This window comes from Sporolactobacillus shoreicorticis, assembly GCF_024125445.1.
Lineage (GTDB): Bacteria > Bacillota > Bacilli > Bacillales > Sporolactobacillaceae > Sporolactobacillus > Sporolactobacillus shoreicorticis.
In genome coordinates, this window is record NZ_JAMXWM010000018.1 from 1 (window position 1) to 23,881 (window position 23,881).

Annotated in this window: 18 protein-coding genes and 1 other annotated feature; of the genes, 15 read left to right on the plus strand and 3 right to left on the minus strand. The window is 46.0% G+C overall.

The window, feature by feature from the left end; translation table 11 throughout:
- The first annotated feature begins 438 nt into the window (after positions 1-438).
- From NIE88_RS14170 to NIE88_RS14215, 10 genes are all read left to right on the plus strand, one after another.
- Positions 439-1,740 carry an MFS transporter gene (locus tag NIE88_RS14170; protein WP_253063073.1) on the plus strand — a complete coding sequence of 434 codons (1,302 nt, stop codon included), beginning with the start codon at positions 439-441 and terminating at the stop codon, positions 1,738-1,740.
- Between the two features lie 568 nt (positions 1,741-2,308).
- Positions 2,309-4,864: an AAA family ATPase gene (locus tag NIE88_RS14175; RefSeq protein WP_253063075.1), complete on the plus strand. Its 2,556-nt coding sequence runs from the start codon at positions 2,309-2,311 to the stop codon at positions 4,862-4,864.
- 166 nt (positions 4,865-5,030) lie between these two features.
- Positions 5,031-6,407: a sugar phosphate nucleotidyltransferase gene (locus NIE88_RS14180; RefSeq protein WP_253063077.1), complete on the plus strand. Its 1,377-nt coding sequence runs from the start codon at positions 5,031-5,033 to the stop codon at positions 6,405-6,407.
- A gap of 769 nt (positions 6,408-7,176) precedes the next feature.
- Complete coding sequence (locus tag NIE88_RS14185) at positions 7,177-7,971, plus strand: alpha/beta hydrolase family protein (RefSeq protein WP_253063079.1); 795 nt, start codon at positions 7,177-7,179, stop codon at positions 7,969-7,971.
- A gap of 259 nt (positions 7,972-8,230) precedes the next feature.
- On the plus strand, positions 8,231-9,637 hold the full coding sequence (pepV, locus tag NIE88_RS14190) for a dipeptidase PepV (protein WP_253063081.1): 1,407 nt from the start codon (positions 8,231-8,233) through the stop codon (positions 9,635-9,637).
- A 331-nt stretch (positions 9,638-9,968) separates the two neighbouring features.
- Positions 9,969-10,649, plus strand: coding sequence for a YczE/YyaS/YitT family protein (locus NIE88_RS14195; protein WP_253063083.1), 681 nt, complete (start codon positions 9,969-9,971; stop codon positions 10,647-10,649).
- A gap of 53 nt (positions 10,650-10,702) precedes the next feature.
- Positions 10,703-10,968, plus strand: a binding site (T-box leader).
- Positions 10,969-11,038: 70 nt separating this feature from the next.
- Entirely contained in the window at positions 11,039-11,878 is an 840-nt protein-coding gene (locus NIE88_RS14200; RefSeq protein WP_253063085.1) for an SAM hydrolase/SAM-dependent halogenase family protein, read from the plus strand.
- Positions 11,879-12,084: 206 nt separating this feature from the next.
- The gene (locus NIE88_RS14205; protein WP_253063087.1) at positions 12,085-12,642 is read left to right on the plus strand and encodes an ECF-type riboflavin transporter substrate-binding protein; all 558 of its coding nucleotides are present in this window, start codon (positions 12,085-12,087) and stop codon (positions 12,640-12,642) included.
- Between the two features lie 28 nt (positions 12,643-12,670).
- On the plus strand, positions 12,671-14,404 hold the full coding sequence (locus NIE88_RS14210) for an ABC transporter ATP-binding protein (protein ID WP_253063089.1): 1,734 nt from the start codon (positions 12,671-12,673) through the stop codon (positions 14,402-14,404).
- Complete coding sequence (locus NIE88_RS14215) at positions 14,376-15,206, plus strand: energy-coupling factor transporter transmembrane component T family protein (RefSeq protein WP_253063091.1); 831 nt, start codon at positions 14,376-14,378, stop codon at positions 15,204-15,206. The genes NIE88_RS14210 and NIE88_RS14215 overlap by 29 nt, the downstream gene beginning before the upstream one ends.
- Before the next feature lie 55 nt (positions 15,207-15,261).
- Here the strand turns inward: NIE88_RS14215 and NIE88_RS14220 are convergent, their stop codons facing one another.
- The 3 genes from NIE88_RS14220 to NIE88_RS14230 are packed head-to-tail and all read right to left on the minus strand — an operon-like array spanning position 15,262 to position 16,784.
- Entirely contained in the window at positions 15,262-16,167 is a 906-nt protein-coding gene (locus tag NIE88_RS14220; protein WP_253063093.1) for an aldo/keto reductase, read from the minus strand.
- 21 nt (positions 16,168-16,188) lie between these two features.
- A complete protein-coding gene (locus NIE88_RS14225) occupies positions 16,189-16,356 on the minus strand; it encodes a DNA alkylation repair protein (RefSeq protein WP_309247042.1) in 168 nt (55 codons plus the stop codon).
- Entirely contained in the window at positions 16,350-16,784 is a 435-nt protein-coding gene (locus NIE88_RS14230) for a DNA alkylation repair protein (protein ID WP_253063095.1), read from the minus strand. The genes NIE88_RS14225 and NIE88_RS14230 overlap by 7 nt, the downstream gene beginning before the upstream one ends.
- Before the next feature lie 325 nt (positions 16,785-17,109).
- On the opposite strand from NIE88_RS14230, the gene NIE88_RS14235 reads away from it, so the two are divergent.
- From NIE88_RS14235 to NIE88_RS14255, 5 genes are all read left to right on the plus strand, one after another.
- Positions 17,110-19,437, plus strand: coding sequence for a YfhO family protein (locus NIE88_RS14235; RefSeq protein WP_253063097.1), 2,328 nt, complete (start codon positions 17,110-17,112; stop codon positions 19,435-19,437).
- 185 nt (positions 19,438-19,622) lie between these two features.
- Positions 19,623-20,687: a PTS sugar transporter subunit IIC gene (locus tag NIE88_RS14240; RefSeq protein WP_253063098.1), complete on the plus strand. Its 1,065-nt coding sequence runs from the start codon at positions 19,623-19,625 to the stop codon at positions 20,685-20,687.
- Between the two features lie 470 nt (positions 20,688-21,157).
- Positions 21,158-21,748 (plus strand): competence protein ComK, encoded by a 591-nt coding sequence (locus NIE88_RS14245; RefSeq protein ID WP_253063100.1) that lies wholly within the window; start codon positions 21,158-21,160, stop codon positions 21,746-21,748.
- Between the two features lie 244 nt (positions 21,749-21,992).
- Positions 21,993-22,664, plus strand: a complete 672-nt coding sequence (locus NIE88_RS14250; RefSeq protein WP_253063102.1) for an MtnX-like HAD-IB family phosphatase — start codon at positions 21,993-21,995, stop codon at positions 22,662-22,664.
- Positions 22,651-23,712 carry an iron-containing alcohol dehydrogenase family protein gene (locus tag NIE88_RS14255; protein ID WP_253063104.1) on the plus strand — a complete coding sequence of 354 codons (1,062 nt, stop codon included), beginning with the start codon at positions 22,651-22,653 and terminating at the stop codon, positions 23,710-23,712. The genes NIE88_RS14250 and NIE88_RS14255 overlap by 14 nt, the downstream gene beginning before the upstream one ends.
- Positions 23,713-23,881: the final 169 nt, after the last annotated feature.

Consider the following 23,881-nt stretch of genomic DNA (forward strand, 5'->3'; position numbering starts at 1 on the left):
TGTATTAAAGAAGAACATTGCAAAGTGTCAAATGATTCATTAATTAATCGATTTAGTTAAATTGAGGGATGTCTTTTTTCTTGGATCAGAGAGGAACGAGACATCCTTCAGCCAACAACAAAATGTAAGCGCTATCTATAAAATCGCTAAAAAAGATTTTTATTGCAAATTTGTTTCTGGAGCATATGGAACTGTTTTGATGAATTGCGGTATGCGAGGGGCTGTTTGTCCCCTGTGTCAAGAATTAGAGAACGATTTAACAAGTCAAAACACGTTGAACCGGTTGGTACATTACCAATGAATATATAGAAATAATAAAAACAGATCAAGGTGCATGGCAGTAATGAAAAGGACAGTTCGGGTAATCGTTAACAGATAGTTTGGGCATTTAATCAGCATATAACGACAAAACCTTAAATAAGGAAAGAGGTCTATTCCATGAAAAGTAATGGCTTGCCGTCCGTCCGCTGGGCTCGATTAATTCCTATTGTCTTCTTCACGTACAGTCTCGCATATCTTGATCGAGCAAATTACAGTTTTGGTGCTGCCTCAGGTATGGCGCATGATCTGAATATTACCGCAAGTATGTCCTCGTTGCTTGGTGCTCTCTTTTTTCTCGGTTATTTTTTCTTTCAGGTGCCAAGCGCCGGCTATGCAGAGAAAAGAAGTGCAAAAAAACTTGTTTTCTGGTCGCTGATTACATGGGGGACCCTAGCGAGTTTAATTGGTATCGTCACAAACATCTATATGCTGCTTGTGATTCGCTTTTTGCTCGGCATTGTTGAAGCGGCGATCATGCCGGCTATGCTGATCTTCCTCAGCCATTGGTTCACGAATGAAGAACGTTCGCGGGCAAATACGTTTTTAATTTTAGGCAACCCGATTACAGTGCTTTGGATGTCGGTTGTATCCGGTTATCTATTAAACAGCTTTGGCTGGCGCTGGATGTTTATTATCGAAGGACTGCCATCTGTTTTATGGGCATTCATTTGGTGGAAACTGGTTGATGACAAACCGAATGAAGCAAAATGGCTTGAGAATCATGAAAAACAGGCATTGAAGCAAGTTCTGGCCGACGAACAAAAAGGCTTTAAATCGGTACCGAATTATCGGGCAGCTTTTAAGCAAAAGAATGTCATTTATCTGTGTCTGCAATATTTTTTTTGGAGCATCGGCGTCTATGGTTTTGTCATGTGGCTTCCGTCGATTATTAAATCGGCGCCAAACATCAGTATCGTAGAAACGGGCTGGCTCTCCTCCGCTCCTTATTTGCTGGCAGCTATTTTAATGGTCGTTTCCTCGTATTTTTCAGATAAATTGTTGAATCGAAAACTATTTGTTTGGCCGTTCCTGTTCGTCGGCGGGTTGGCATTTTATGCCTCATATCTTATCGGTCCGTCACATTTTTGGATTTCTTTTTCGTTAATGGTCATTGCCGGCGGTGCCATGTATGCGCCTTACGGACCGTTTTTCGCCATTGTTCCTGAACTGCTTCCGCAAAATGTGGCAGGAGGAGCGATGGCTCTGATTAATAGTATGGGTGCGCTTGGTTCTTTTGTGGGCGCTTACTTTGTCGGTTTCTTAAATGGGGTAACCGGTGGATTCTCAGCTTCTTACATGTTTATGGCTGTTTCTTTAGGCATCGCCGTGATTTTCACCGTAATCGTAAAGGCGGGGAAAAACATTTCTTCAGATAATGATCCACTCGGTGCAAACAAAGAGATCATTGTTGGGAAATAAGAGAATCGCGGAGGAGGAATGATTGTGCCCTTATATTGTGCCCTTATTTCGTAAGGAAACAGCTGCATTTGTTGTTTCTGTGTGCCCTTTGTTGCAGCAAGGTGCTTTCATACGATTGAGATTACGATGGAGTCTTTAGAGGCAGCTTAATCAAACGTGATTTTTCGGACTTTTACGTCGGTGCTGGTTTTATTAAAAGTCTTCACGGTCCGCTCAGTGAAATTCCGCTGCTGGTTGCGGGTGACATCAATGTATCAAATTGTACGAACTTTCTAAGTGTCGGGGCATGCGCTGTCGGTGATGGCTCCTCGATGATTCCGAAGCTGCCGTGGAAAGGAATGACTGGCAGGACAGTCCGGCAGTTATTCGGAGCCTGGAAAAACGCTGTTCAATTAAAGAAAGAAACAATTTCATAAAATGAAAAAGCTAAGACGTGCCGGTCATTCCGACGCGCTTTTTTGTGCGGAAAAAGATATGCCGTACCAAGCCGCGCTCAATGGGTGAGCGCAGTTAAATAACGGTATAATGAAAACAAAATCAATTTTTTGATGGGAGGAAGGATGAGTGAATGCGGAGTCGCAGAGACGTGATCCGCTGCCCATTACGTTTACTTATGCACTTACGGAAAGAAAATTTGCCACAAACGATTAACATAGACCACGCGTGTACCCATAATTTAAAGGATGTGACTGTTCAGATACCGCTACGTCAACAGGTTGTAATCGCCGGTGTTTCGGGATCGGGAAAATCCTCACTTGCAATGGGGGTTCTCTATGCTGAAGGCAGCCGCCGTTATCTCGAAGGACTGTCGGCGTTCACACGGCGCAAGCTTCATCAGATGGAGCGTGCAGATGCAGAAAAGATTGAATTTCTTCCACCTGCGCTTGCCCTGCGCCAGCGTCCTCCGCTGCTCGGTCGCCGCAGTACGGTCGGAACCATAACGGAGATTTATAATCTCCTGAGACTTATGTTTTCTCGATTGGGCACACATCAATGTCCCAATGGACATAGGGTTCCTCCGTCTCTGACGGCTATTTTAAATGAAGCATGTGTGTGCCCGGAATGCAGTGCATCGTTTCCTTTGCCAAGCGCCGAAGCATTTTCATTCAATTCTGCGCTTGGTGCGTGTCCTGTATGCGGCGGACTCGGTGAACGCGCGGAAGTAGACCCGGCACTTGTGATCGCAGATGCCAATAAAACGATTCGACAAGGCGCAGTGGCTTCGTGGCGCGCGGCAGGCCGAGGCTATACGGTGCGTCTGGTTGCGCAGCTTGGTGTGCGCATTGATGTGCCATGGAGGGAGCTGAGCGATAAGGAGCGCGAGATTGTCCTTCATGGCAAACAGACAAAGCGTCCGCTGACGTTTCACAACCGTGAAACAGGCGAGGAATATCCGATCACGTTTACCTACGACAATGCTGTTGAAGCGGTGCGGCAATTGCTCGCCGGCGACCGCAATCAGACCCGGTATGCACGCATGAAAAAATTTCTAAGTGTGCGGCGATGTGATCATTGCCATGGAATACGTCTGCGACCGGAAGCGCTGCTCACGCGGCTGTGCGGGCTGTCCATCGCAGAGGCTGCGGCATTAACGATTGATGAACTGAAGAATTTTACAGATGATTTATCGAACTATTTGGAAGCGTCGCTTCAGCCTGTCGCAAAGAAGCTGGCGGAGGAGATGCGCCGCGAAATTGCTCCGATACTGGAGCTTGAAATCGGCTATTTAACGCTGGATCGTTCCGGCGCGACCCTTTCAACGGGAGAACGGCAGCGGCTTGAATTGCTTAACATGTCGAAAAGCCATTCAACAGGCATTCTTTATGTACTTGATGAACCCTCTGTCGGTTTGCATCCAGCAAATGTGGCCGGTTTGCAGCGAGTCATGCGGCGGATGGTCACGAACGGCAACAGTCTGGTTGTCGTGGATCACAACTTGGAAATCATTCGCGGAGCCGATTACATGATCGAGATGGGACCGCAAGCCGGCGAACAGGGCGGACAGGTCGTTGCCGAGGGAACACCGAATCAGGTGGCACACATGCCGGATTCATTGACCGGCAACTATTTATCAGGACGCCGCGTTGTACATGGCCGAAAACGACGATCGATTAAGCGGAATCAGTCTTTTGTGGAGATAAGCGTTCATGATCTCCACAACCTTCATGATGTAACGGCGCGCTTTCCACTTAATCGAATGACAGCAGTGACCGGTGTTTCCGGAGCGGGAAAGACGGCAATGGTTCAGGGAGCGCTCGTTCCGGCGATCCGTGCCCATCTTAATAAAACGGATTTGCCGATATCGGTCAGCCATTTGGCCGGCGCGACCGAAATCCGACGTATTCTCATTGTTGATGCGGCACCGATCGGCCGCAATGCACGTTCCACTCCGGCGACCTATACAGGAATTTTTGATCTGATTCGCGCTCTGTATGCCAAAGCTGCGGCGGAGGCAGGCAAGAAATGGGCTGCCGGTTATTTTTCATTTAATGTGAAAGGTGGTCGCTGCCCGGTTTGTGAAGGCCGGGGGGAAATGGCGCTTGACATGCAGTATCTGCCGGAGCAGCGCGTCTGCTGTCCGCATTGCGGCGGCACGCGTTACGAACAGGAAACTTTGACGGTTAAAATTCACGGCAAGTCGATTGCCGATGTATTGGCAATGAACATTGATGAAGCCGCTGCCTTTTTTGCAAATGTTCCTGAATTAGCCGAACCGCTCCGTCTGCTCCAAAGCGTCGGTCTTGGTTATTTGCGACTTGGTGAATCGACACCGGGGCTTTCAGGCGGGGAGGCGCAGCGTATGAAACTTGCCGGTGAGCTGCAGAAACATCATCCGGGAACGCTCTATGTGCTTGATGAACCGTCGACAGGATTGCATCCACAAAATATTGAGACGCTGCTTGGTGTATTGGATCGTTTGATGGCTGAGGATTCGACGGTTATTCTGATCGACCATGATCCTGATTTGATTGCGAATTGCGACTACGTCGTCGATCTCGGACCCGGCGGCGGTCCGTTCGGAGGGAAAATTGTTGCAGAAGGAACTCCAGAACAGGTTGCGAAAAATTCGCAGAGTCTAACGGGGAGATACTTAATGAATCGAATCCGTACGGGATCAAAGTAAGCGATGTGACCGATAGCATATTGATTGTCATTTCCTTTTAGTGTCATAATGAAGCTATGGCAAATTTTTTTTATTGTCATGAGCGTTTGCGTGAAAAACGATGAATGATGTGAATTTTTATAGCGGCTCAGTCTATGCAGATAAAAGATTATGAGGAGAGATGAATATGCGTTTTGTTCTGTTGTCGGGCGGGTCAGGGAAACGACTATGGCCATTGTCTAATGATGCGCGATCCAAACAATTTTTGAGAGTCCTTGAAGACCAGGATAATAAGCTGTCTTCAATGGTTCAGCGAGTGTTCGGCCAGCTGAAAGAAGTGGGACTTGGAAAGTCAACAGTGATCGCCACCGGAAAAGGTCAGGTGGAAATGCTTGAAAGCCAGCTTGGCAAAGACGTGCCCTTAATTGTTGAACCGGAACGTCGGGATACTTTTCCGGCTATTGCACTTGCCGCTGCCTATCTCTATACAATGATGGACACATCACTTGATGATGCGGTGGCTGTGCTCCCAGTCGATCCTTACGTCGACACCGCCTTTTTTAAGCGTATCCTTGATCTGGAAAATTTGCTCGGTGAAACGAAGGCCGATCTGGCACTGATGGGTGTCAAACCAACCTATCCGTCGGAAAAATATGGCTATATCGTTCCCGTTAAAGGTGCGAATAAAGCGTTTATTAAAGTCGACCACTTCACTGAAAAACCAAATGCGGAGCTGGCGAAGATGCTAATTAAAGATTCCGCTCTCTGGAATTGCGGTGTGTTTGCATTCCGTTTGAACTATGTCATTTCTATTTTGGAATCACTTGGTCTGCCATTCAACTATGAGGAGCTTTCACAGCAGTTCACCAAGCTGCCGAAAATCAGCTTTGATTATGCGGTTGTGGAAAAAGCGAAGAACATTGTCGCGCTTCCGTATGACGGTTTTTGGAAGGATCTCGGTACTTGGAATACGCTGACGGAAGAGATGGCAACCAAGCAGATCGGCAAAGGCATCATCAGCGACGATTCGGAAAACACAAATTTGATTAATGAACTTGATCTGCCGGTTACAGTACTCGGTGTTTCCAATGCGGTTGTTGCGGTCAGCCCGGACGGCATCCTCGTATCGGATAAGGAACAGAGTCCGCGCATTAAAGAAGTGATGAAGGGCTTTGATCAGCGTCCGATGTATGAAGAACGCCAATGGGGTTCCTATCGCGTTCTCGATTATTCACGTTACTCGGTTAATAATGAAGAAGTACTGACTAAAAAGATCGTGATCAAAGAAGGCGTGAACCTCAGCTATCATTGCCATCACATGCGCAAGGAAGTATGGACGATTATCAAAGGAAACGGCCGTTATGCGGAAAACGGCGTGATCCGTTCGATCAGGCCTGGCGATGTTGTCATCGTTACAGCAGAAACACTTCATGCGATTAAAGCCGATGAAGCACTCGAATTGATTGAGGTACAGATCGGCAGTCAACTGATTGAAGAGGACATTGACCGCAAGTACATGAAGTGGGGAGACATCGAAGCGAATTGTTCACAGGTGCGCGGATAAAATAGATGCAAGCTGAGCGGCATTTGAACACTAAGTTCATTCCAGATACGTAAGCGCGAGACGCCTGCGGGAGTGCAGGCCAAAAGGAGACCCCGCAGATCTCAGCCTGTCTGAGGAGGCTCTTGGACTGCCTGCGGCAAGCGAGCAGCTGAAGTGTCGCTCAGGAATAAGATTGAGAATCCAAGTCGCGTCCCGAGCGGCCGCAGAGGACTAGGCGTTTTTTGCCCGGTTTTTCTAATATTATAAGAAAGTATATAAATTTAAGGAAAATAGTGCAACTAAGTCTTCGCCTTCGTCAGAGGCTTGGCGAAGCCAAGTTTTCTAATAAGATAAGAAAGTTTAGCATTTTGGACTGTTGATATGACGACAAGATCATAAGATTAGTTGGGTGATCAGGTAAGCGTCCAATCTGCGAAATAACTGGAAAATCTCCGTTTATATTTCGTTACTTAATGAAGAACCAAAGTGATTTATGAAATAGAAATGTCTGTTCAAGGTTGATGATTCAAAACCGCATTTGGAGCGAAAGCCATCACGTTCTGTGAAAGTACGTCCTGCACGCAACGCGAAAGCCACGGCCTCCTGCGGAAGTAAGAACCGGGCGTTTTTTATCCGCTTTTTCATTGGCTGAAATTTTACACAGCGCCCCACAATTATAATCTATGGCTCATTAATTAAGAATAATTGGGAAACGATTTGTCATCTTTTTAGTTTCGTAGTAAGTGGAAAATGTTTAATAGATAACAGTAATAAGAAAGGGGTGGCTACATTGACAGTTGGTTCTCCTGTTCATCTAGCATATGGAGATGCCCAATCACAATTTGGCGTATTACGTGTTCCCAAGTTGACCGGGCGTTGTCCTGTCGTTGTTACGATTCATGGGGGATTCTGGAAATCAAAATACGGTCTTGAAGAAGTTGACCCTCTTGATGAAGATTTAGTTCAACGTGGTTACGCTACTTGGAATATTGAGTACCGTCGTGTAGGAGAAGACGGGGGAGGGTGGACAGGGACATTTCATGATGTCGTGGATGCTGTTAATCATTTGAACAAGCTTGTAGAACGGTACCCACTTGATATATTTCGTGTGATTATTCTCGGACATTCAGCGGGAGGACATTTAGCTCTTTGGTTAGCATCTCGACTTGGTAAGACTGAGGCGGATGAAATGGGCAATGTTTTGCAGATTCCAATTAAAGGTGTCCTAAGTCTGGCAGGGGTTTCGGATTTACAAAAAATGTGGGAAAGTGATATCAAGAAGGGGATTAGTAGTCCCGTAGCTTCTTTTATGGGTGGAACTCCACATGAAGTACCTGAGCGCTATTGCTTCGCTTCACCTTATGAATTATTGCCTATGCATATTAAGCAAGTTTTAGTTCATGGTGAACTTGATTGCGATGTTCCAGTTGAATTGAGTGTTAACTATCATCGAAAGGCTATTGAATGGGGTGATAGGGCCGGTTTGATCGTGTGTCCGGAAGCAGATCATTTTAAGATTATTGATCCGTCGTCATCAGCGTGGCGTTCGGTGGCTGATTCGTTGGAAACTTTATTAAGGCGTTAATGTAATTCCAACTCTTGCCCCCTCTGTTAAGAAACCTGATTCATTCAGTCCATGTCAATATTGCGCACCATGTCTGTACTACAAAATAATGATTAAACCAATTTTGATTTGCTGCAAAGCAGCACAAGATACGTTTCCGAATTTTTCCTTGTTTACTGCTTTGTGCTAGAATGCTTAATAGATGAGCTGTTCGCGTCAAAGGATTATCGCTTGAATACTTTGCGAACAGGCAACTATTTGATAAAAAGGACGGTTAACAATGAGCCAAGTGAACGTGAAATCAAATAAAGATGCGTTTTTGGAAGATCTCTCCGCGCTCATTTCGATTCCGAGCACGAAGGATGCAAGTCAGGCAAAGGAGGGCGCTCCATTCGGACCGGGGCCGCTCGCTGCATTGGAAAAAATATTGGAAATGGGCGACAGGGATGGGTTTCGCACAAAAATGCTTCAAGGATACGCCGGCTACATTGAGTACGGTCCGGAAGATGCGGAGGATTACATCGCCGTGCTTGGTCATGTGGATGTCGTTCCTGCGACCGGCAAATGGGCGCATGATCCGTTTACCGCACACGTGGAAAACGGGACCCTCTACGCGCGCGGAGCAATTGATGACAAAGGACCGACGATGGCTGCTTATTACGCACTCAAAGCGCTGAAGGAATCCGGCGCGCCGATTAAGAATCGAATTCGCCTAGTCATCGGAACAGACGAAGAGAGCGGCTGTGCATGCATGCAAAAGTATAATGAGTTGGAACCGATGTCGCTGTTCGGTTTTGCTCCTGATGCCGAATTTCCACTGATTTTTGCTGAAAAAGGCCAAATTCGTGCGTGGATCAAGCTTCCGCAGACTGTCGGTGACGCTCCGGTGCATATCAGCTCCTTCTACTCGGGCGAGCGGATTAACATGGTGCCGGATCATGCCTATGCTATTTTGGCCGGTACAGAAGCAGAAAAGTGGTCTGCACATGCGCAAGCTGAACTTAAAGCAAAAAAAGTACCGCTCACTGTGGAAAATACAGAACAGGGAATAAAGCTGACTGTAAAAGGCCAATCGGCACACGGCTCGGAACCAGCGGGCGGTGTCAATGCGGCATTTCTGCTCGCCGCGGCTTTAAAAGAACTGCCGCTTATTCCAACTGAACAGGCGTTTATTGATCTGCTCGCTGATACGTTGACTAATGATTTTGGCGGCGAACGCCTTGGAATCAAGTACCATGACGACGTTTCCGGTGAACTGACCGTGAACGTCGGCGTGATCCGCTTTGGAGAAGCGGGCGGCACCGTCTCGCTCGATATTCGCTGCCCGATCAAAGCCTCATTGGATGAATTAACCAAGACACTCACAGCTTCTGTAGAAAAGCTCGGTCTGTCCATTGGCGAACTTGGAACAAGCAAACCGCTGTACATGGACCCAAAGCATCCGGCCGTGCAAATTTTGAAGAATGTTTATGAAAAGCATATGGGTCTGAAGAATGTCGAACTGCTCACCAGCGGAGGCGGTACTTACGCGCAGTATCTTGACGCAGGGGTTGCGTTCGGCGCCTGCATGCCGGGCTATCCGTACACCGGTCACCAGGTGGATGAACATGTCAAAGTAGACGATCTGCTGCTGGCGTCGGAAATCTATGCGGATGCAATGGCCGAACTTGGAAATCTTGAAAAATAAATGAGTGTCTAAGCGATTATCAAAACCCAATTGCATAGAATGACAGTACTTGCGGCGAGGAAAAGTGAATGCTTTTTTCCTCGCTGTTTATTTAATACACTTTCATGAAAATTGGTGGTTACATTTTTAGAAAGAACTTGATAGAATGTGAGTACGAAAAGTTTGTACTTTGTTCAGGTTTCTGAATGGCATGAAGCATAAAAAATGCGTGTTCACGCAATCGGTTGTATAACGAGGATGGACGTTTGACAGACGGTGAAAAAGGAACAGACGACTTGACGTGCGTGGCGGTGAAAGCGACATGACAGCTTTGATGGAGGAATGACAAGTAATGGCAAAAGGTGTGTTTTGGCTGATTCTTTCCGTATTCTTGAATGCGTTCGGGAATGCACTGACGGTGAAGGCAGCGTTCGGTTCGGCACCATGGACGGCGGCGAGCATCAATATTTCGAATGCTACAGGCTTGACGGTGGGCAATGTCCTGATTATTATGGGCATTATCGTTCTGATCGCAGATGATCTTCTCAGACGGCATTGGAATGGAATCAAGGATGTGTTTAATTTTCTCTACATGCTGTCCTTCGGCTATTTAATCGATGCATGGCTCTTTGTTATGCAGTCGGTGACGGTAAATGGATGGGTGCTTCGCACTGTTGTTTGTGTATTAGGCGTTCTTTGCATTGCCGCGGCGCTGTCCATCTATTTTCAGGTCAACCTGGTGCTGCATCCTTTTGATGATTTGCTTAAAATCTTGCGTGAGAAATACCTGAAGGGCAATGTGGTTCTTGCCCAGCGTATTTCACTTGGCATTCCTCTTGCATTGGGTTTATCGGTCGGTCTTTTCCGCCATCAGCTGCTGGGAATTAATTTCGGTACGGCAATCAGTTTTCTATGCATGGGCTATTTTATCCTGTTCTTTGATCACTGCATCCATCTTCATTTGAAGCGTGAATCAATGAAGCATTTACGCATGCCGCAATTGTTTCATCATGTAAAACATTCAAAAGCATAATGTTATGCTTGACAAGTGAATGAAGACAACTAATAATAGGATATACAAAAATAAAAAAAGCGATGAAGAGAAGAAGTAGAGTGCGACGTTTTTCCACAGAGAGTTCCGGTTGGTGAAAAGGAACAAAAACAAGCCTTGAACATGGCCTCTGAGCTGCATGACCGAACGACGGCTGTTTGCCGAAGTAAGTTGTGACGAGTTAAGGTTCTTGTTGTAAAAACCGGAGTATAGCGCCTTTGTGCGGATGTACTCGCTGAGACCGGTCATGTGAGTGTCCGGTAAAACAAGGTGGTACCGCGGAACAACCCCCGTCCTTAGTCATTCGATTAAGGATGGGGGTTTTTGACTGTTTAAAAGTTAAGAATAGGGTAAAAGGAAAGGTGATTGAAATGAGTAGAGCACTTGTGTTTCAAACGGATTTCGGACTTGCAGACGGAGCGGTCTGCGCGATGTACGGGGTAGCGAACTCAGTTGATCAGAAGTTGAAAATATATGATCTGACGCATGATATCCCGCAATACAACATTTGGGAAGCTTCCTATCGATTGCGGCAGACCATTGATTACTGGCCGGAGGGAACAGTGTTTGTATCGGTTGTCGATCCAGGAGTAGGGTCCACACGCCGCAGTGTGATTGTTCGAACGCGCCGGAATCAATACATTATCACTCCGGACAACGGAACGCTCACCCATATCAAGCGGATTGAGGGGATTGAAAGTGCGCACACCTTTGATGAGCGGGCAAACAAATTGCCGACAGCGGGAGAATCGTTCACATTTTTTGGGAGAGACATTTATGCTTTTAATGGTGCAAAACTTGCTTCCGGAATCATCGATTATGACGATTTTGGCGAATCGGTTTCGGTAGATTCACTTGTGGAACTGCCGATTATTCCCTCTTATCGGGAAGGCGGTCAGGTCATTGGTACCATTGATGTACTGGATGTTCGATTCGGCAACCTTTGGACAAATATCGATCATCATCTTTTTCATGAATTAAATGTGTCACGCAGCGATCGATTGACGATCAAGATCAAGAACGATACACGTACGGTCTATAAAAATACAATGATATTCGCACGATCTTTTGCTGAGGTGGCGATCGGTGAACCGCTGCTCTACATCAATTCGCTTGAAAATGTTGGTATTGCTATTAACCAGGGATCGTTCGCAAAAGCATACAGCATTGGCACAGGAACAAACTGGCACATATCCATTGATAAAGCCTGAAAATGCAAGCGAAAAGGAGGTGGTGTTCGATCATGATCAATAATCACATTATCATTCGACAGGAGGTGATCCAAAAAAATAAGATTATTTTGAAAAAAATATATTTTATCGCATTGAATTGATTTATACTTTTCATGAATCGTGTAGCACAATCAAGGCAGATGAACTTATTTATTTCTACTAATCTAAATAAAAGGAATGATTCGATGAAAAAAGATTGGTTATCCATTCGTACGATTGTCGCCGCAGGTATCGGCGCAGCTATTTTTATTATTCTTCGCTACATCTCGATCCCGGTTGGTTTTGTTCCAAACACAACGGTCCAATTGGCTTATATTTTTCTTGCGTTAATTGCTGTCGTTTACGGACCGGTTGCCGGCGGGCTGATCGGATTAATCGGTCATTCACTTGGTGATGCCCTTCAGTACGGCAGTGTCTGGTGGAGCTGGGTTGTTGTCTCGGCACTTGTCGGTGTTGGATTTGGTCTCGCTTCTCATTTTCTTAAATTATCGACAGGCGAATTCGGGTGGAAATCGATCGCGATTTTTAATGCTTTTCAAGTAGTTACGCAGGCGGTTGGATGGTTCCTTGTTGCCCCCGTGCTCGACATCATCATTTATGGAGAACCGGCAAATAAAGTATTTGCTCAAGGTTTTGTGGCAGGAATTCTGGATATCGTAACCGTCGGTATTTTCGGAACGCTGCTGATCTGGATCTACTCTCGGACACGGACGAAGGCAGGAAGCTTGAAAAAAGAAGCCTAACTTAAATTCTGGTAAGAAAAGGACTGCTATGAAGAAAACCGTTGTTTCTTTTAAACAATTCAGTTTTAAATATAACAGTCAGGAGAACAGCTCGTTAAGAGACATCAACCTGGATTTTCATCAGGGCGAGCGGATTTTGATCACCGGACCGTCCGGATCGGGAAAAAGCACGCTCGGAAATTGCATCAATGGGCTGATTCCGAATGCTTTGAAGGGTGAAATCAAAGGTTCATTAGCGCTGATGGATGTAAACACGAGCGATGTAAGCCTGTTTGACTTATCAAAAAAAGTGGGAACTGTCTTACAGGACAGCGATGCCCAATTTATCGGGCTGACCGTTGGTGAAGATATCGCGTTCGCGTTGGAGAACGACGCAGTTCCGCTGGACGAGATGAAGCGGGCAGTTCTCAAAGCTGCTGAAAAAGTAGGTATGGAACATTTTCTCAATCAGTCGCCACAGAAATTGTCGGGAGGACAGAAGCAAAGGGTGTCCATGGCAGGCGTATTGGTTGATCCGGTTACGATCCTTTTGTTCGATGAGCCACTCGCAAATCTTGACCCCGCCTCAGGCAGACAGACGATGCGTCTGATTGATCAAATTCAACGTGAGACCGGCGTAACAGTGATTATCATTGAACACCGGCTTGAAGAGGTATTGGCGATTGATCTTGACCGCATTCTGGTCATTGCAGACGGCAGGGTCATTGCCGATGAGTCTCCGGATCGGCTGCTGGCTTCGGAAATACTTCAGGAGTATGGTATCCGCGAGCCGCTCTACCTGACTGCATTGAAGCGCGCCGGCATCCAAATAACACCGCAGCTCCATCCGGAGCGTCTGGATAAAATGAGCCTGGGTGGTATCCGGGAGTCGTTGCTTCGATGGGCAAGCAATGACATTCCGGAACGTGAGCAGCTGTTGGGTGAGCGGATTTTGCAGCTTTCCCACATCAACTTCTGTTATAAGCCGGACCAGCAGGTACTTGCAGATGTCAGTTTCTCGATTCGCAAAGGGGAACGAATCGCGCTGGTCGGCAAGAACGGAGCGGGCAAGTCAACGCTTACAAAATTGATCTGCGGTCTTGAACGGCCGGATTCGGGTACCATTTATGTTGATGGCAAGGATATCGGCGAGCAGACGATCAAGGAACGCTCGGAGCAGGTCGGCCTGATCATGCAAGATCCGAATCAAATGATTTCGCAGAATATGATTTTCGACGAGGTAGCATTCGGGCTCAGGCTGCGCGGCGTCGATGCGGTGGAAATACGGCGCCGTGTCTATGAAACATTGAAAATATGCGGCCTGTATCCGTATCGAAATTGGCCGATATCCGCACTCAGTTTCGGACAGAAGAAGCGTGTGACGATCGCTTCTATTTTAGTCATTGAACCCAAACTAATATTCTTAGATGAACCGACTGCGGGACAGGACTATCGGCATTATACGAAAATGATGCATTTTCTGGAACAACTCAGCAGCCGTGGTGTCACGCTGATCATGATCACTCATGATATGCACCTCATGCTTGAATACACGGATCGCGCGCTTGTCATGGCGGATGGAAAACTGATTGCCGATCAACCGCCCGCCGAATTGCTGTCGAATTCTAAAGCTGCGGAACGCGCAAATTTGAAAACCACTTCGCTTTTTCAATTAGCGGAGCAGGTAGATTTTCATGATCCGATTTCATTTGTTCGTCATTTTATTGCCGATGAGAAGGGGAGGCGCGCGGCTGATGAATCTGCGAATGCTCAGCTATATTGAACGCACGTCTGCCATTCACCGTCTGACAGGAGCGGCTAAGCTGATTTGCTTTATACTCTGGTCGGTCATCGCTATGAGCACGTTTGATACACAAATTCTTGCTGTTATGCTCATTGTCGGCCTCATCGTCTTCAAAATGTCTCAAATACATTGGCGTGAGGTTTCCTTTGTTCTCACATTTATCTTGATCTTTCTGTTACTCAATGATTTGGCGATTTACGCGTTTGCACCTCAGCAAGGGACGGTCATTTACGGAACGAGTCATGTTGTTTTTCCTTTGCCTGGCCGGTATTCGCTGACACTTGAGCAGCTTTTCTACCAACTGAATATCACAATCAAGTATTTCGCGGTTACCCCATTTGCACTTTTATTTATCGTCACGACACAACCGAGCGAATTTGCCGCATCGTTGAATCGGATCGGCGTCAGCTACCGGATTGCGTACGCAGTTTCAATCACACTGCGCTACATTCCGGACGTGCAGCGGAGCTATCATGAAATTGCTCAGGCACAGCAGGCGCGAGGCGTCGATTTGTCCAAAAAGGCAAAGTTTGGCCGCAGGATGCGTCAAGCGGCTTCAATCATCATCCCGCTGATTTTTTCCAGCCTCGACCGAATTGAGATTGTCAGCAATGCAATGGAGCTGCGCCGATTTGGAAAGAAAAAGAAACGAACATGGTATCAGGAACGGTCGTTTACACGTGGCGACTACTTGGCGATAGGTATTACGGTTCTGCTACTGCTCCTTTCCGTTTGGATCTTAATGAAACGCGGCAGTCGTTATTATAACCCATTTAAGTAGAAAGCCGCCGATATTGTTCGGTGGTTTTCTACTTTTGTCTCCGTTTATGGTTCCTTCATACAATATCCAGCGGCAGCTTGCGTGACGGACGCGGGAACGCGAGGTCAAATGAGCGCCGCTCCTCTTCTGACAGCCGAATTGCCGCTGCCTGAGCATTCAACAGGACATGTTCTGAGCGGCCGGCTTTAGGAATCGCAACAATGCCGTCGGATTCAGCGTTGCGAATTGCCCAGGCAAGAAGAATTTGCAGCGGTGTTGCCTGATGGTCGGCAGCCGCTTTAATTACAGCGGGATCTTTGAGCAATTGAGATTTAAGCGATCCGCCTTCTGCCAGTGGGCAGTAAGCCATAACCGCAACATGATGTTCACGCATCCAGGGGAGGAGTTCGAATTCGATTCCGCGCGAGCCGAGATGATAGAGCACTTGATTTACGACACAATGCTTTCCGTCCGGAACCGCCCAAAGATCCTCCATATCTTTCGTATCGAAGTTAGAGACGCCCCAGCGCAGAATTTTACCGGCCTGTTTCAATTCTTCCATTCCTCGAACCGTTTCTTCAAGGGGTGTCGCCCCGCGCCAATGCAGCAAATAAAGATCAAGATGGTCGGTACCGAGCCGTTTCAAGCTGTGATCGCAGGCTATGGCGAGTTTTTTTCGGGTCGCATGATTAGGATAGGCTTTACTTACGAGAAAGATGTGGTCACGATTGTCAGTGATCGATTCACCGATGAGTGATTCAGATCGCCCTTCGCCATACATTTCCGCTGTATCAATCAGACTCAAACCAAGACGGACCCCGAGGCGGAGTGCTTCTTGTTCCGAGGCGCGATGAAACGGATCGTTCCCCATATGCCATGTACCTTGACCGATCACCGGAATTTCAGCCCCATCAGGAAGCTTGATTAATCGCCTTTTTACTTCCTGCATTACGCTATCAAGCGCATAATCGTTCCATTCCATTAATAATCACGCTCCTTATAATCAATCATGACGATTCAGCCACTTTAAACCCTCTCGACTGCTCAACGGTTTAAGTTCGTGTTCCTGAATGAATTGCCGTACTGCATCCGGATCTGTTTTTGAATATTCGCGAAGCGCCCAGCCGATTGCTTTTTGAATAAAAAATTGATCGGAGCCTGCATTCAGCAGAAACGCGCTTTTTCAGTCGTCTCCTTGTACTTCAATGGATATAATAGTGCTGCACGCCGCAGCCAGATATTTGGATCGACAATCCATTTGTCTGGATAAAGTTCCGTTAAATACGGATCTTTTTTTAAGAGTGGCCCGCAGCATTGAGGTGCGATAAAGTCAACCGTGTCCCACCATGATTTTGTGAGGATCATCCATTCCAATAACGGCAGGTGATTTGCATTCAGCCGCTTTTTCGCGTGTACGAGCAAATCAACAGCAGCGGTCTGGCATTCGCACATCGGATGATTCCATAGCTGCCTGACAACAAATGAAAGCTGGTCCGATTCAGGTAACCCATGCATTTTAATAAAATCACGGATGATCACGCGCCGTTCCGGAGCTTTGATACCGAAAAATAGGAATTGACTACGCATGTAGTGTTCCATCGACTGCGCGTTTCCCTCGTTTTGATGGATTTCTAACTCTGCAATGAGCGGTCGGATATCAAAAATTCATGTGTGATGGCCTCACTTCGTATCAATCATTCATTTTTTACGTAACGAGTGCACAAAATCAAAAGTAAAATTCTGCTCTGTTTCTATGATATGATCATCCCACAATTCTACGATACATACGAATGATATGGTGTCAAACTGAATATTTTTTCGATCAATCTTCCAACTATTTTTACTTTATATCAAACTTTGCTGCTGTAAAATAAAAAATATCAATCAAACAAATTTGCGAGAATGAAAGACAAGGAGTTACTGCATGGTGATGCGTTCTGTGTTTATGAAAAAAATCATCCATTCTAATTATATGAAAGTCTTTCTGCTCTGTCTTGTCACCTCCGGAATGATGTTTCTTCCATCAATTATTGCCAATAAAGGCTTGTTCACATTAGTCGGAGATTTCAACTATCAGCAGATCCCGTTTAATATGCTGAGCAATCATGCGATTAAGAGCGGGGATTGGTTTTGGAACTGGTCGACTGATCTTGGCAGCAATTTTATCGCTTCCTACAGCTTTTATACGTTGGGAAGCCCGTTTTTCTGGCTGAGTCTGCTGTTTCCATCTTCTTTTTTTCCGTATGTCATCGGTCCGATGTTTTTGTTGAAGTATTGTGCAGCCGGGATGACGGCGTACGGTTACATGCGCCGCTATGTGTCGGACAGCAGATATGCAATGATTGGCGCACTGCTGTACGCTTTTTCCGGATTCTCAACGGTCAATTTGATGTTCAATCATTTTCACGATGTGGTCGCCTTTTTCCCCATGCTTCTTGCCGGACTTGACCGGCTGATGCTGGATCGGAAGAAAGGATGGTTCGCTGCGGCGGTCGCTTTAAACGCTTTTTTAAACTTTTTTTTCTTCATTGGCGAAGTGATCTTTTTAATTCTTTACTACGTGCTTCGTTATGTGGCGGAGGATTGGAAACTTTATCTGCGCCGTCTGCCGCGAATTGTCTGGGAAGGATTGCTTGGGATCGGCATGGCGAGCTTATTATTTGTTCCGGCAATTCTGTTTACGCTTCAGAACCCGCGTCTGGACTCATTCTTATACGGACCAAACGCACTTGCTTATACCGGCAGCCGCTATCTCCAGCTTGTCAAATCGTTCCTCATGCCTGCGGATCTGATGCCACATCAGTCGGCAATTTTTCCGTCCGATTTCTCGTCGAGCAGCGCCTATTTGCCTTTGTTCGGTCCGGTGCTGATGATTGCCCTGATGCTCGGCCGCAGAACTTGGATGCGGCGGGTGATGCTCGGCTGCCTGACCATGGCGGGGGTGCCGCTCCTGAACAGCTTGTTTTATATTCTGAATGCATCGTATTACGCGCGCTGGTTTTATATGCCTGTGCTGATCATGGCCTTGATGTCGGCTGTGGCACTGGAACAGAGGAACACACTCCCAGTGAAAAAGAGCCTGTTGATTTCTGCTTCTTTACTTGCAGTTCTGGCTGCCTTCCTGCTTTTTTATCCTTGGAGCCAGACGCAGCGGAACGCGGTTTATCACTATGATCAGTTTTTGTTCTACTTGATTGCGGCTGCTGCCGGGCTTATTACAGTCTATTATCTTGTCTGGCGATTCCGCGGTGCCAGACACTGGCATGCATCCGCTCTGGCGCTGACCGTGATCTTTTGCGCCGGATTAGGATTGTTTAATATTTTTGCAACACACAGCATTTATGATTATCAGGACGGCAAGGCCATTCAGGATACGGTGGTCAAAACAGGTAAGGAATTGAAACGGCGCCTGCCGAAAACGGAGGACTATCGTATCGGCATCAGTGACGACGGTTGGAACTTGGCGATGGTCGCGGACCTGCCGACCGTTAATTCATTTACAAGCATGGTGAACGGATCGATTTTTGAATTCTACAAGTCAATCGGATCGCCCAGAGGAGTGAAGACAATTATTCCGGAGGATGCGTATGCGCTGAAACCGCTGCTTTCCGAGCGATTTTTTGTGAATACGGTGAAAATGGAAGGCAACCCACTCTACACAAACTTTTATAACGGAACGGGGATGGTCTATGTTTATGAAAATAAGGATGCTTTACCAATCGGTTTTACCTATGATTACTATGTGACGCAAAGTCAATTTCAGCATATTACGGATGATTATAAACCGCAGGTCATGCTTCGGGCCGTGGTCATTAAGGACAGTGACGTACCAAAGGTAAAAAATTATCTTGTGCCGCTGCCCGAGTCCGAAATGTTTACGACAACAAAAACTGAATATCGGCAGGATCTTCAGGAGCGTGCAAAGGAATCGTCGACTTCGTTCCGTCGTGATCGTTTTGGTTTTTCAGCAGACATTCGAGCAAATACCGATAAATTCGCTTTTTTCAGTGTGCCCTATGACAAGGGCTGGTCTGCAAAAGTTAATGGGATTTCTGTATCGATTATTGACGCGGACGGGATGATGATTGTTCCGGTCAGCGATGGTGAGAACCACATTCGATTCAATTATCGGACTCCGGGACTTGCATCCGGGGTAGTCATTGCTTTATTCTCGGTGGCCGCATATACAGTCTACCTGTCCTCCGAACGCTTATTTTACCGCAGACGTTCCCGTCCGTCTCTAAACGAGTAAGCAAGCTGCCGGAATCACAAGAGGTTTGTGGTTCCGGCAGCTTTTTTAGTGCACGGATTTAATGATGCAAAGGTTGTATCGACAAATGCGGCATTACTTGATAGAATAGCAGGCGCAGGTATATTTTGCAGGGTGGGTAATAACAATAAAGGATGCTCGTACAAAAGGATGGAGGTTGCATTAAGTTGACAAATGCGATGGAAAACGAAAGATTGACGGTTAAGTCCTACACCAATAATGTGCTGACCGGCCTCGCCGTTGGGATTGTGGCTGGATTAGTTCCGTCGGCTTTACTTAGCGAAATATGTAAAGCGCTTGCACCGCACGCGCCAATTTTTGGCTTTATTTTACAAATTGTGACAATCATCATGTATGCAGTGCCACTGCTGATTGGAACTGCGATTGCATTCCGTTTCAAATTCAATCCGATTCAAATGGTTTCGGTGGCATCTGCAACCTATATCGGCTCCGGTGCGTTAAATTTTACGCCGAACGGTGTCCTTGTGACTGGAATGGGTGACTTAATTAACACGTTGCTGACCGCGAGTATAGCCGTTGGTGTTGTCTTGATTATCGGTGACCGGTTAAAGGCATTCGCGCCACTTGTCTTACCGACGATCGTTTGTGTGGTTTCCGGCGGTATCGGATTCTGGATTCTGCCTTATGTTCGCAAAATCACAATGGCGGTCGGTCAGTTGGTCGACAGTTATTTTGCACTGGCGCCGATTCTGATGGGCATACTTGTTGCCGTCAGTTTTTCCATTATCATTGTCTCACCAATCTCGACTGTTGCGATTGCGACAGCAATCAGTATGAGCGGCATTGCATCGGGAGCGGGCAACCTTGGTGTCGTCGCCGCAGCGGTTGGCATGTTCATCGGCGGCCTGCGCGTCAACCCGATTGGACTGACATTGTCGGCACTGCTCGGCACACCAAAAATTATGATTGCGGCGATTGTGCGCAAACCGGTTATTTTAGTACCGGTTATTTTAAATGCGGCTGTTCTTGGTGTTTTAGCGGCCGTGTTTCAAATTAAAGGTACGCCGATCAGTGCTGGATTCGGATTCTCCGGACTCGTCGGACCGATCAATGCTATTCGCTTTATGCCGGGCGGAGCAACAGCGGTCAATCTGCTGGTTATTGTTCTTGTCTTTATTATCCTTCCATTTGCACTCGGCTGGTTTTTCGAATGGCTGTGCCGTACCAAGCTGCACTTGTACTCAAAGGAAGATTACAGAGAAAAGGCATGATAAACGTTTTATTTTTGGAAGGGGCCCTGATGTCTTAGAACATCGGGGTCTTTTGTGTGCAAAAAGAAAGAATAAAAAATTAAAGGAATTTACTGAAGGCGCAACTAAGGCTCCGCAATTACTGCTTGTCTGAGAGTACCTGTTTGAGGATGGCTCTCGCATGATCATGCGGGGCAGAAACGATATTAAGAACGAAAGTATTCGTTCATTTATGAACAAATTGTGAAAATAGCTTAATAGATCAGAATATAATGTAAATATAATATTGAGTTCAATTACATATATTGTATAATTATAGGTATAAACCTAGAGGGCTAAATACTCTCTTTTGTTTTTCTCTCCTTTTTGAGAATCGCCGAATTTCTTCTTTCCCCCGAGGGCGGTTCATTCCAAATTCATGCAGAGTCGATTTTGTCTGTGAGCAATCTTAATCAATGCAGCAAAAGCAAACAAAGAAAAGAGGCATGTGAATGAAACTATTGCATCAGTATATTATTCGTCCGGAGACAATGGCTTTGCTTCCCTATTGTTTTTCTGATGGAAGTCTGGGGACGCTGGTTATTGAAGAAACCCGTGAACATTATGTCGTGGAATCACCGAAAACAATTGTTGAAAAGTCATGCGGCTACTATGGGTCAACTTATAAAGGCAGAAAAAAAATAGCCATAGAAATGGGCTATAAAAGCATGCCGCCCATTTGTGTATGTGGGGAATTGGGAATTGTCTTCATCTCCTCAATGACCGAGCGCTCTGATCGTTGTGCATGGATCGCGTTCATTCATGTTCGTCAATGGAGGGAAGTGGATAAAAAGAATAAAGTTGCAGTTTCTTTAACAAATGGCCAGATTATTGAATTGCCGATGAACCCCGGACCGTTCAGCGGGCGTGTAATGCGTGCGATGCAATATCGGCATCAGCTCCGTGAGCGAATTTCATCATACAACACGGTTGATAAATCGGAAAAAAAGATGATTCCAAAGAAAATCGGATTTAAGAGTAACGGAACCTATTCTATTGATTCAAATCTGTCTGAAGATGAACTTATCGAAAATGAAACCTAATCAGCGAACCTATATCACTTGATATTATGACCTTGGTGATCCTCGCAAATCATCGGGGTATTTTTTTGTTTATCTGGCTGATGAAGCGATGAAAAGCAAATCGATATGGCATACTAAAAAGAAATAAATTTTCTGAACGTCATTACTTTGACACATTGATGGCGCTTCCATAAAATTCAAATTAATTATTTTTCTGTTATACTATTTCTGTAATATAACAGAATGAAAAAAGGAGCATTATTATATGGCAAAATCTTTCCTCTTTCTTTCCGACTTTGACGGCACTTTATCTGATAAAGACTTTTTTCACGTCATCATTGACCGCCACTTTGCGGACCAGCGCCAGAAACTCTACGATGACTGGGATAAGAAAGTCATGACTGACCTTGAGTATTTAAGCCGTTTGTTCCGTTCTATAGATCGTGATCAAACTCAGATTGACGAAGATATTGATGCTGTTCCTTTTGATCCAGATGCAAAAGAGGTTATTGAACAGGTCAAGAAACTTGGCGGTGATTTTGTTGTCATTAGTGCTGGTACAGACTACTACATTAAACGAATTTTTGAAAAACAGGGTATAACAGGAGTGAAAATTTATTCCAATCCCGGCGTCTATGAGAATAGAGGCATACAGTTGCGCCCCGATCCGAACGGACCCTATTTTTCCGAACTTTACGGGATTGACAAGCAAAAACTGGCGCGCGACTTGATGAAGGATTATGATACTGTTTTTTTTGCCGGAGACAGTCTTCCGGACTTGAAGGCTGCCATGCTGGCTGATACGGTCTTTGCCAAGGGAAAGCTTCAACCGCTGCTCGATCAGGAAAATAAAGATTATGTTGCCATCAATAATTTTAAAGATATAGAGCAGTTCCTAGATACTCATGAGGAGGCCATAATTAATGGGAGCCGATAATCATCAGATTGTAGTTCCTTCATTGCTTGATGTTCGTAAAGGAAATATGGCGGAAATCGGACGGCTGCTCAGCCGTCACCAATTTAAGAAAGTTGTTATTTTCTTTGGTATGGGCCTAACAGAAATGCTTGGTGAGAAAGTATTCGGATCGATGAAAGCGTCCGGAATTGAGGTTCTTGAAACAAAAGAGGTCAGCGACATTGATATTGACAGTGTTGTTGATCACGCCTTTCAATTACCGTTTCAGACTGAGGCGGTGATCGGTATTGGCGGAGGGAAAGCGCTGGACGCGGCAAAGTACACTGCCTTGCTGCGGAAATGGCCGTTTATCAGTGTTCCGACTTCGACATCCAACGATGGATTTTCAAGTTCAAACACTTCCCTGACGATTCATGGCCGCCGCATTTCTGTACATGCGAAAATGCCATATGGAATTTTGATTGACATTGATGTCGTTAAAAATGCGCCGGAATGCTTTATTTATTCGGGAGTCGGCGACCTTGTATCGAAAATTACTGCGGCTGAGGATTGGATTTTTGAAGAACAGAACGGACGCACGCGCGTGGACGATTGTGCGATGATGCTCTCGAAGAAGGCAGTCAACAGTTTCGTTCGCACCGATTTCGGTACGATTCGAGACGACCTATTTCTAAAAGAATTGGTCGATTCGCTCACTATGGCCGGGATTTCAATGGAGATTGCCGGGAGCAGTGCGCCGACCAGCGGCAGCGAGCATCTGATTTCTCATGCACTTGATACTTACTCGAAGAAACCGCAGCTGCACGGCATTCAAGTCGGTGTTGCTACCTATCTGATGAGCAAGGTTCAGAATCATCGCTATGAACGAATTACGAAAGTGCTTCAAGATACAGGTTTCTTCACATTCGCTAAAACGGTCGGCATGACGATGGATGATTTTGATATGGCGATCGACCGTGCACCTGAAATGAAACCGATGCGTTATACATTCTTACATGTAGCCGACTATCGAGAGCTTGCACACAGAATTTTGCATGATGATCCGATTTTAAAAGAAGTACTCGTATAATCTAAATAGGGCACATCAGTCGGAGACAACTTACTGTCTCTGTTTTTTTATGTAGAATTGACACAATATTTGTAGTTGTGGCGCGGGCTTCACGCAAGTTATAATGAGCTGAGAGTGAATCACGTTTATTGATGCGATGTGCAGTTCGGCAAAAAAGCTTCAATAAGGA

What these genes read in the sequence shown, in the direction of transcription:
- NIE88_RS14170 (WP_253063073.1), top strand. Translation starts at nt 439, where the DNA reads ATGAAAAGTAATGGCTTGCCGTCCGTCCGCTGGGCTCGATTAATTCCT.
- NIE88_RS14175 (WP_253063075.1), top strand. Translation starts at nt 2,309, where the DNA reads ATGCGGAGTCGCAGAGACGTGATCCGCTGCCCATTACGTTTACTTATG.
- NIE88_RS14180 (WP_253063077.1), top strand. Translation starts at nt 5,031, where the DNA reads ATGCGTTTTGTTCTGTTGTCGGGCGGGTCAGGGAAACGACTATGGCCA.
- pepV (WP_253063081.1), top strand. Translation starts at nt 8,231, where the DNA reads ATGAGCCAAGTGAACGTGAAATCAAATAAAGATGCGTTTTTGGAAGAT.
- NIE88_RS14195 (WP_253063083.1), top strand. Translation starts at nt 9,969, where the DNA reads ATGGCAAAAGGTGTGTTTTGGCTGATTCTTTCCGTATTCTTGAATGCG.
- NIE88_RS14200 (WP_253063085.1), top strand. Translation starts at nt 11,039, where the DNA reads ATGAGTAGAGCACTTGTGTTTCAAACGGATTTCGGACTTGCAGACGGA.
- NIE88_RS14205 (WP_253063087.1), top strand. Translation starts at nt 12,085, where the DNA reads ATGAAAAAAGATTGGTTATCCATTCGTACGATTGTCGCCGCAGGTATC.
- NIE88_RS14210 (WP_253063089.1), top strand. Translation starts at nt 12,671, where the DNA reads ATGAAGAAAACCGTTGTTTCTTTTAAACAATTCAGTTTTAAATATAAC.
- NIE88_RS14215 (WP_253063091.1), top strand. Translation starts at nt 14,376, where the DNA reads ATGAATCTGCGAATGCTCAGCTATATTGAACGCACGTCTGCCATTCAC.
- NIE88_RS14220 (WP_253063093.1), bottom strand. Translation starts at nt 16,167, where the DNA reads ATGGAATGGAACGATTATGCGCTTGATAGCGTAATGCAGGAAGTAAAA.
- NIE88_RS14230 (WP_253063095.1), bottom strand. Translation starts at nt 16,784, where the DNA reads ATGGAACACTACATGCGTAGTCAATTCCTATTTTTCGGTATCAAAGCT.
- NIE88_RS14235 (WP_253063097.1), top strand. Translation starts at nt 17,110, where the DNA reads ATGGTGATGCGTTCTGTGTTTATGAAAAAAATCATCCATTCTAATTAT.
- NIE88_RS14245 (WP_253063100.1), top strand. Translation starts at nt 21,158, where the DNA reads ATGAAACTATTGCATCAGTATATTATTCGTCCGGAGACAATGGCTTTG.
- NIE88_RS14250 (WP_253063102.1), top strand. Translation starts at nt 21,993, where the DNA reads ATGGCAAAATCTTTCCTCTTTCTTTCCGACTTTGACGGCACTTTATCT.
- NIE88_RS14255 (WP_253063104.1), top strand. Translation starts at nt 22,651, where the DNA reads ATGGGAGCCGATAATCATCAGATTGTAGTTCCTTCATTGCTTGATGTT.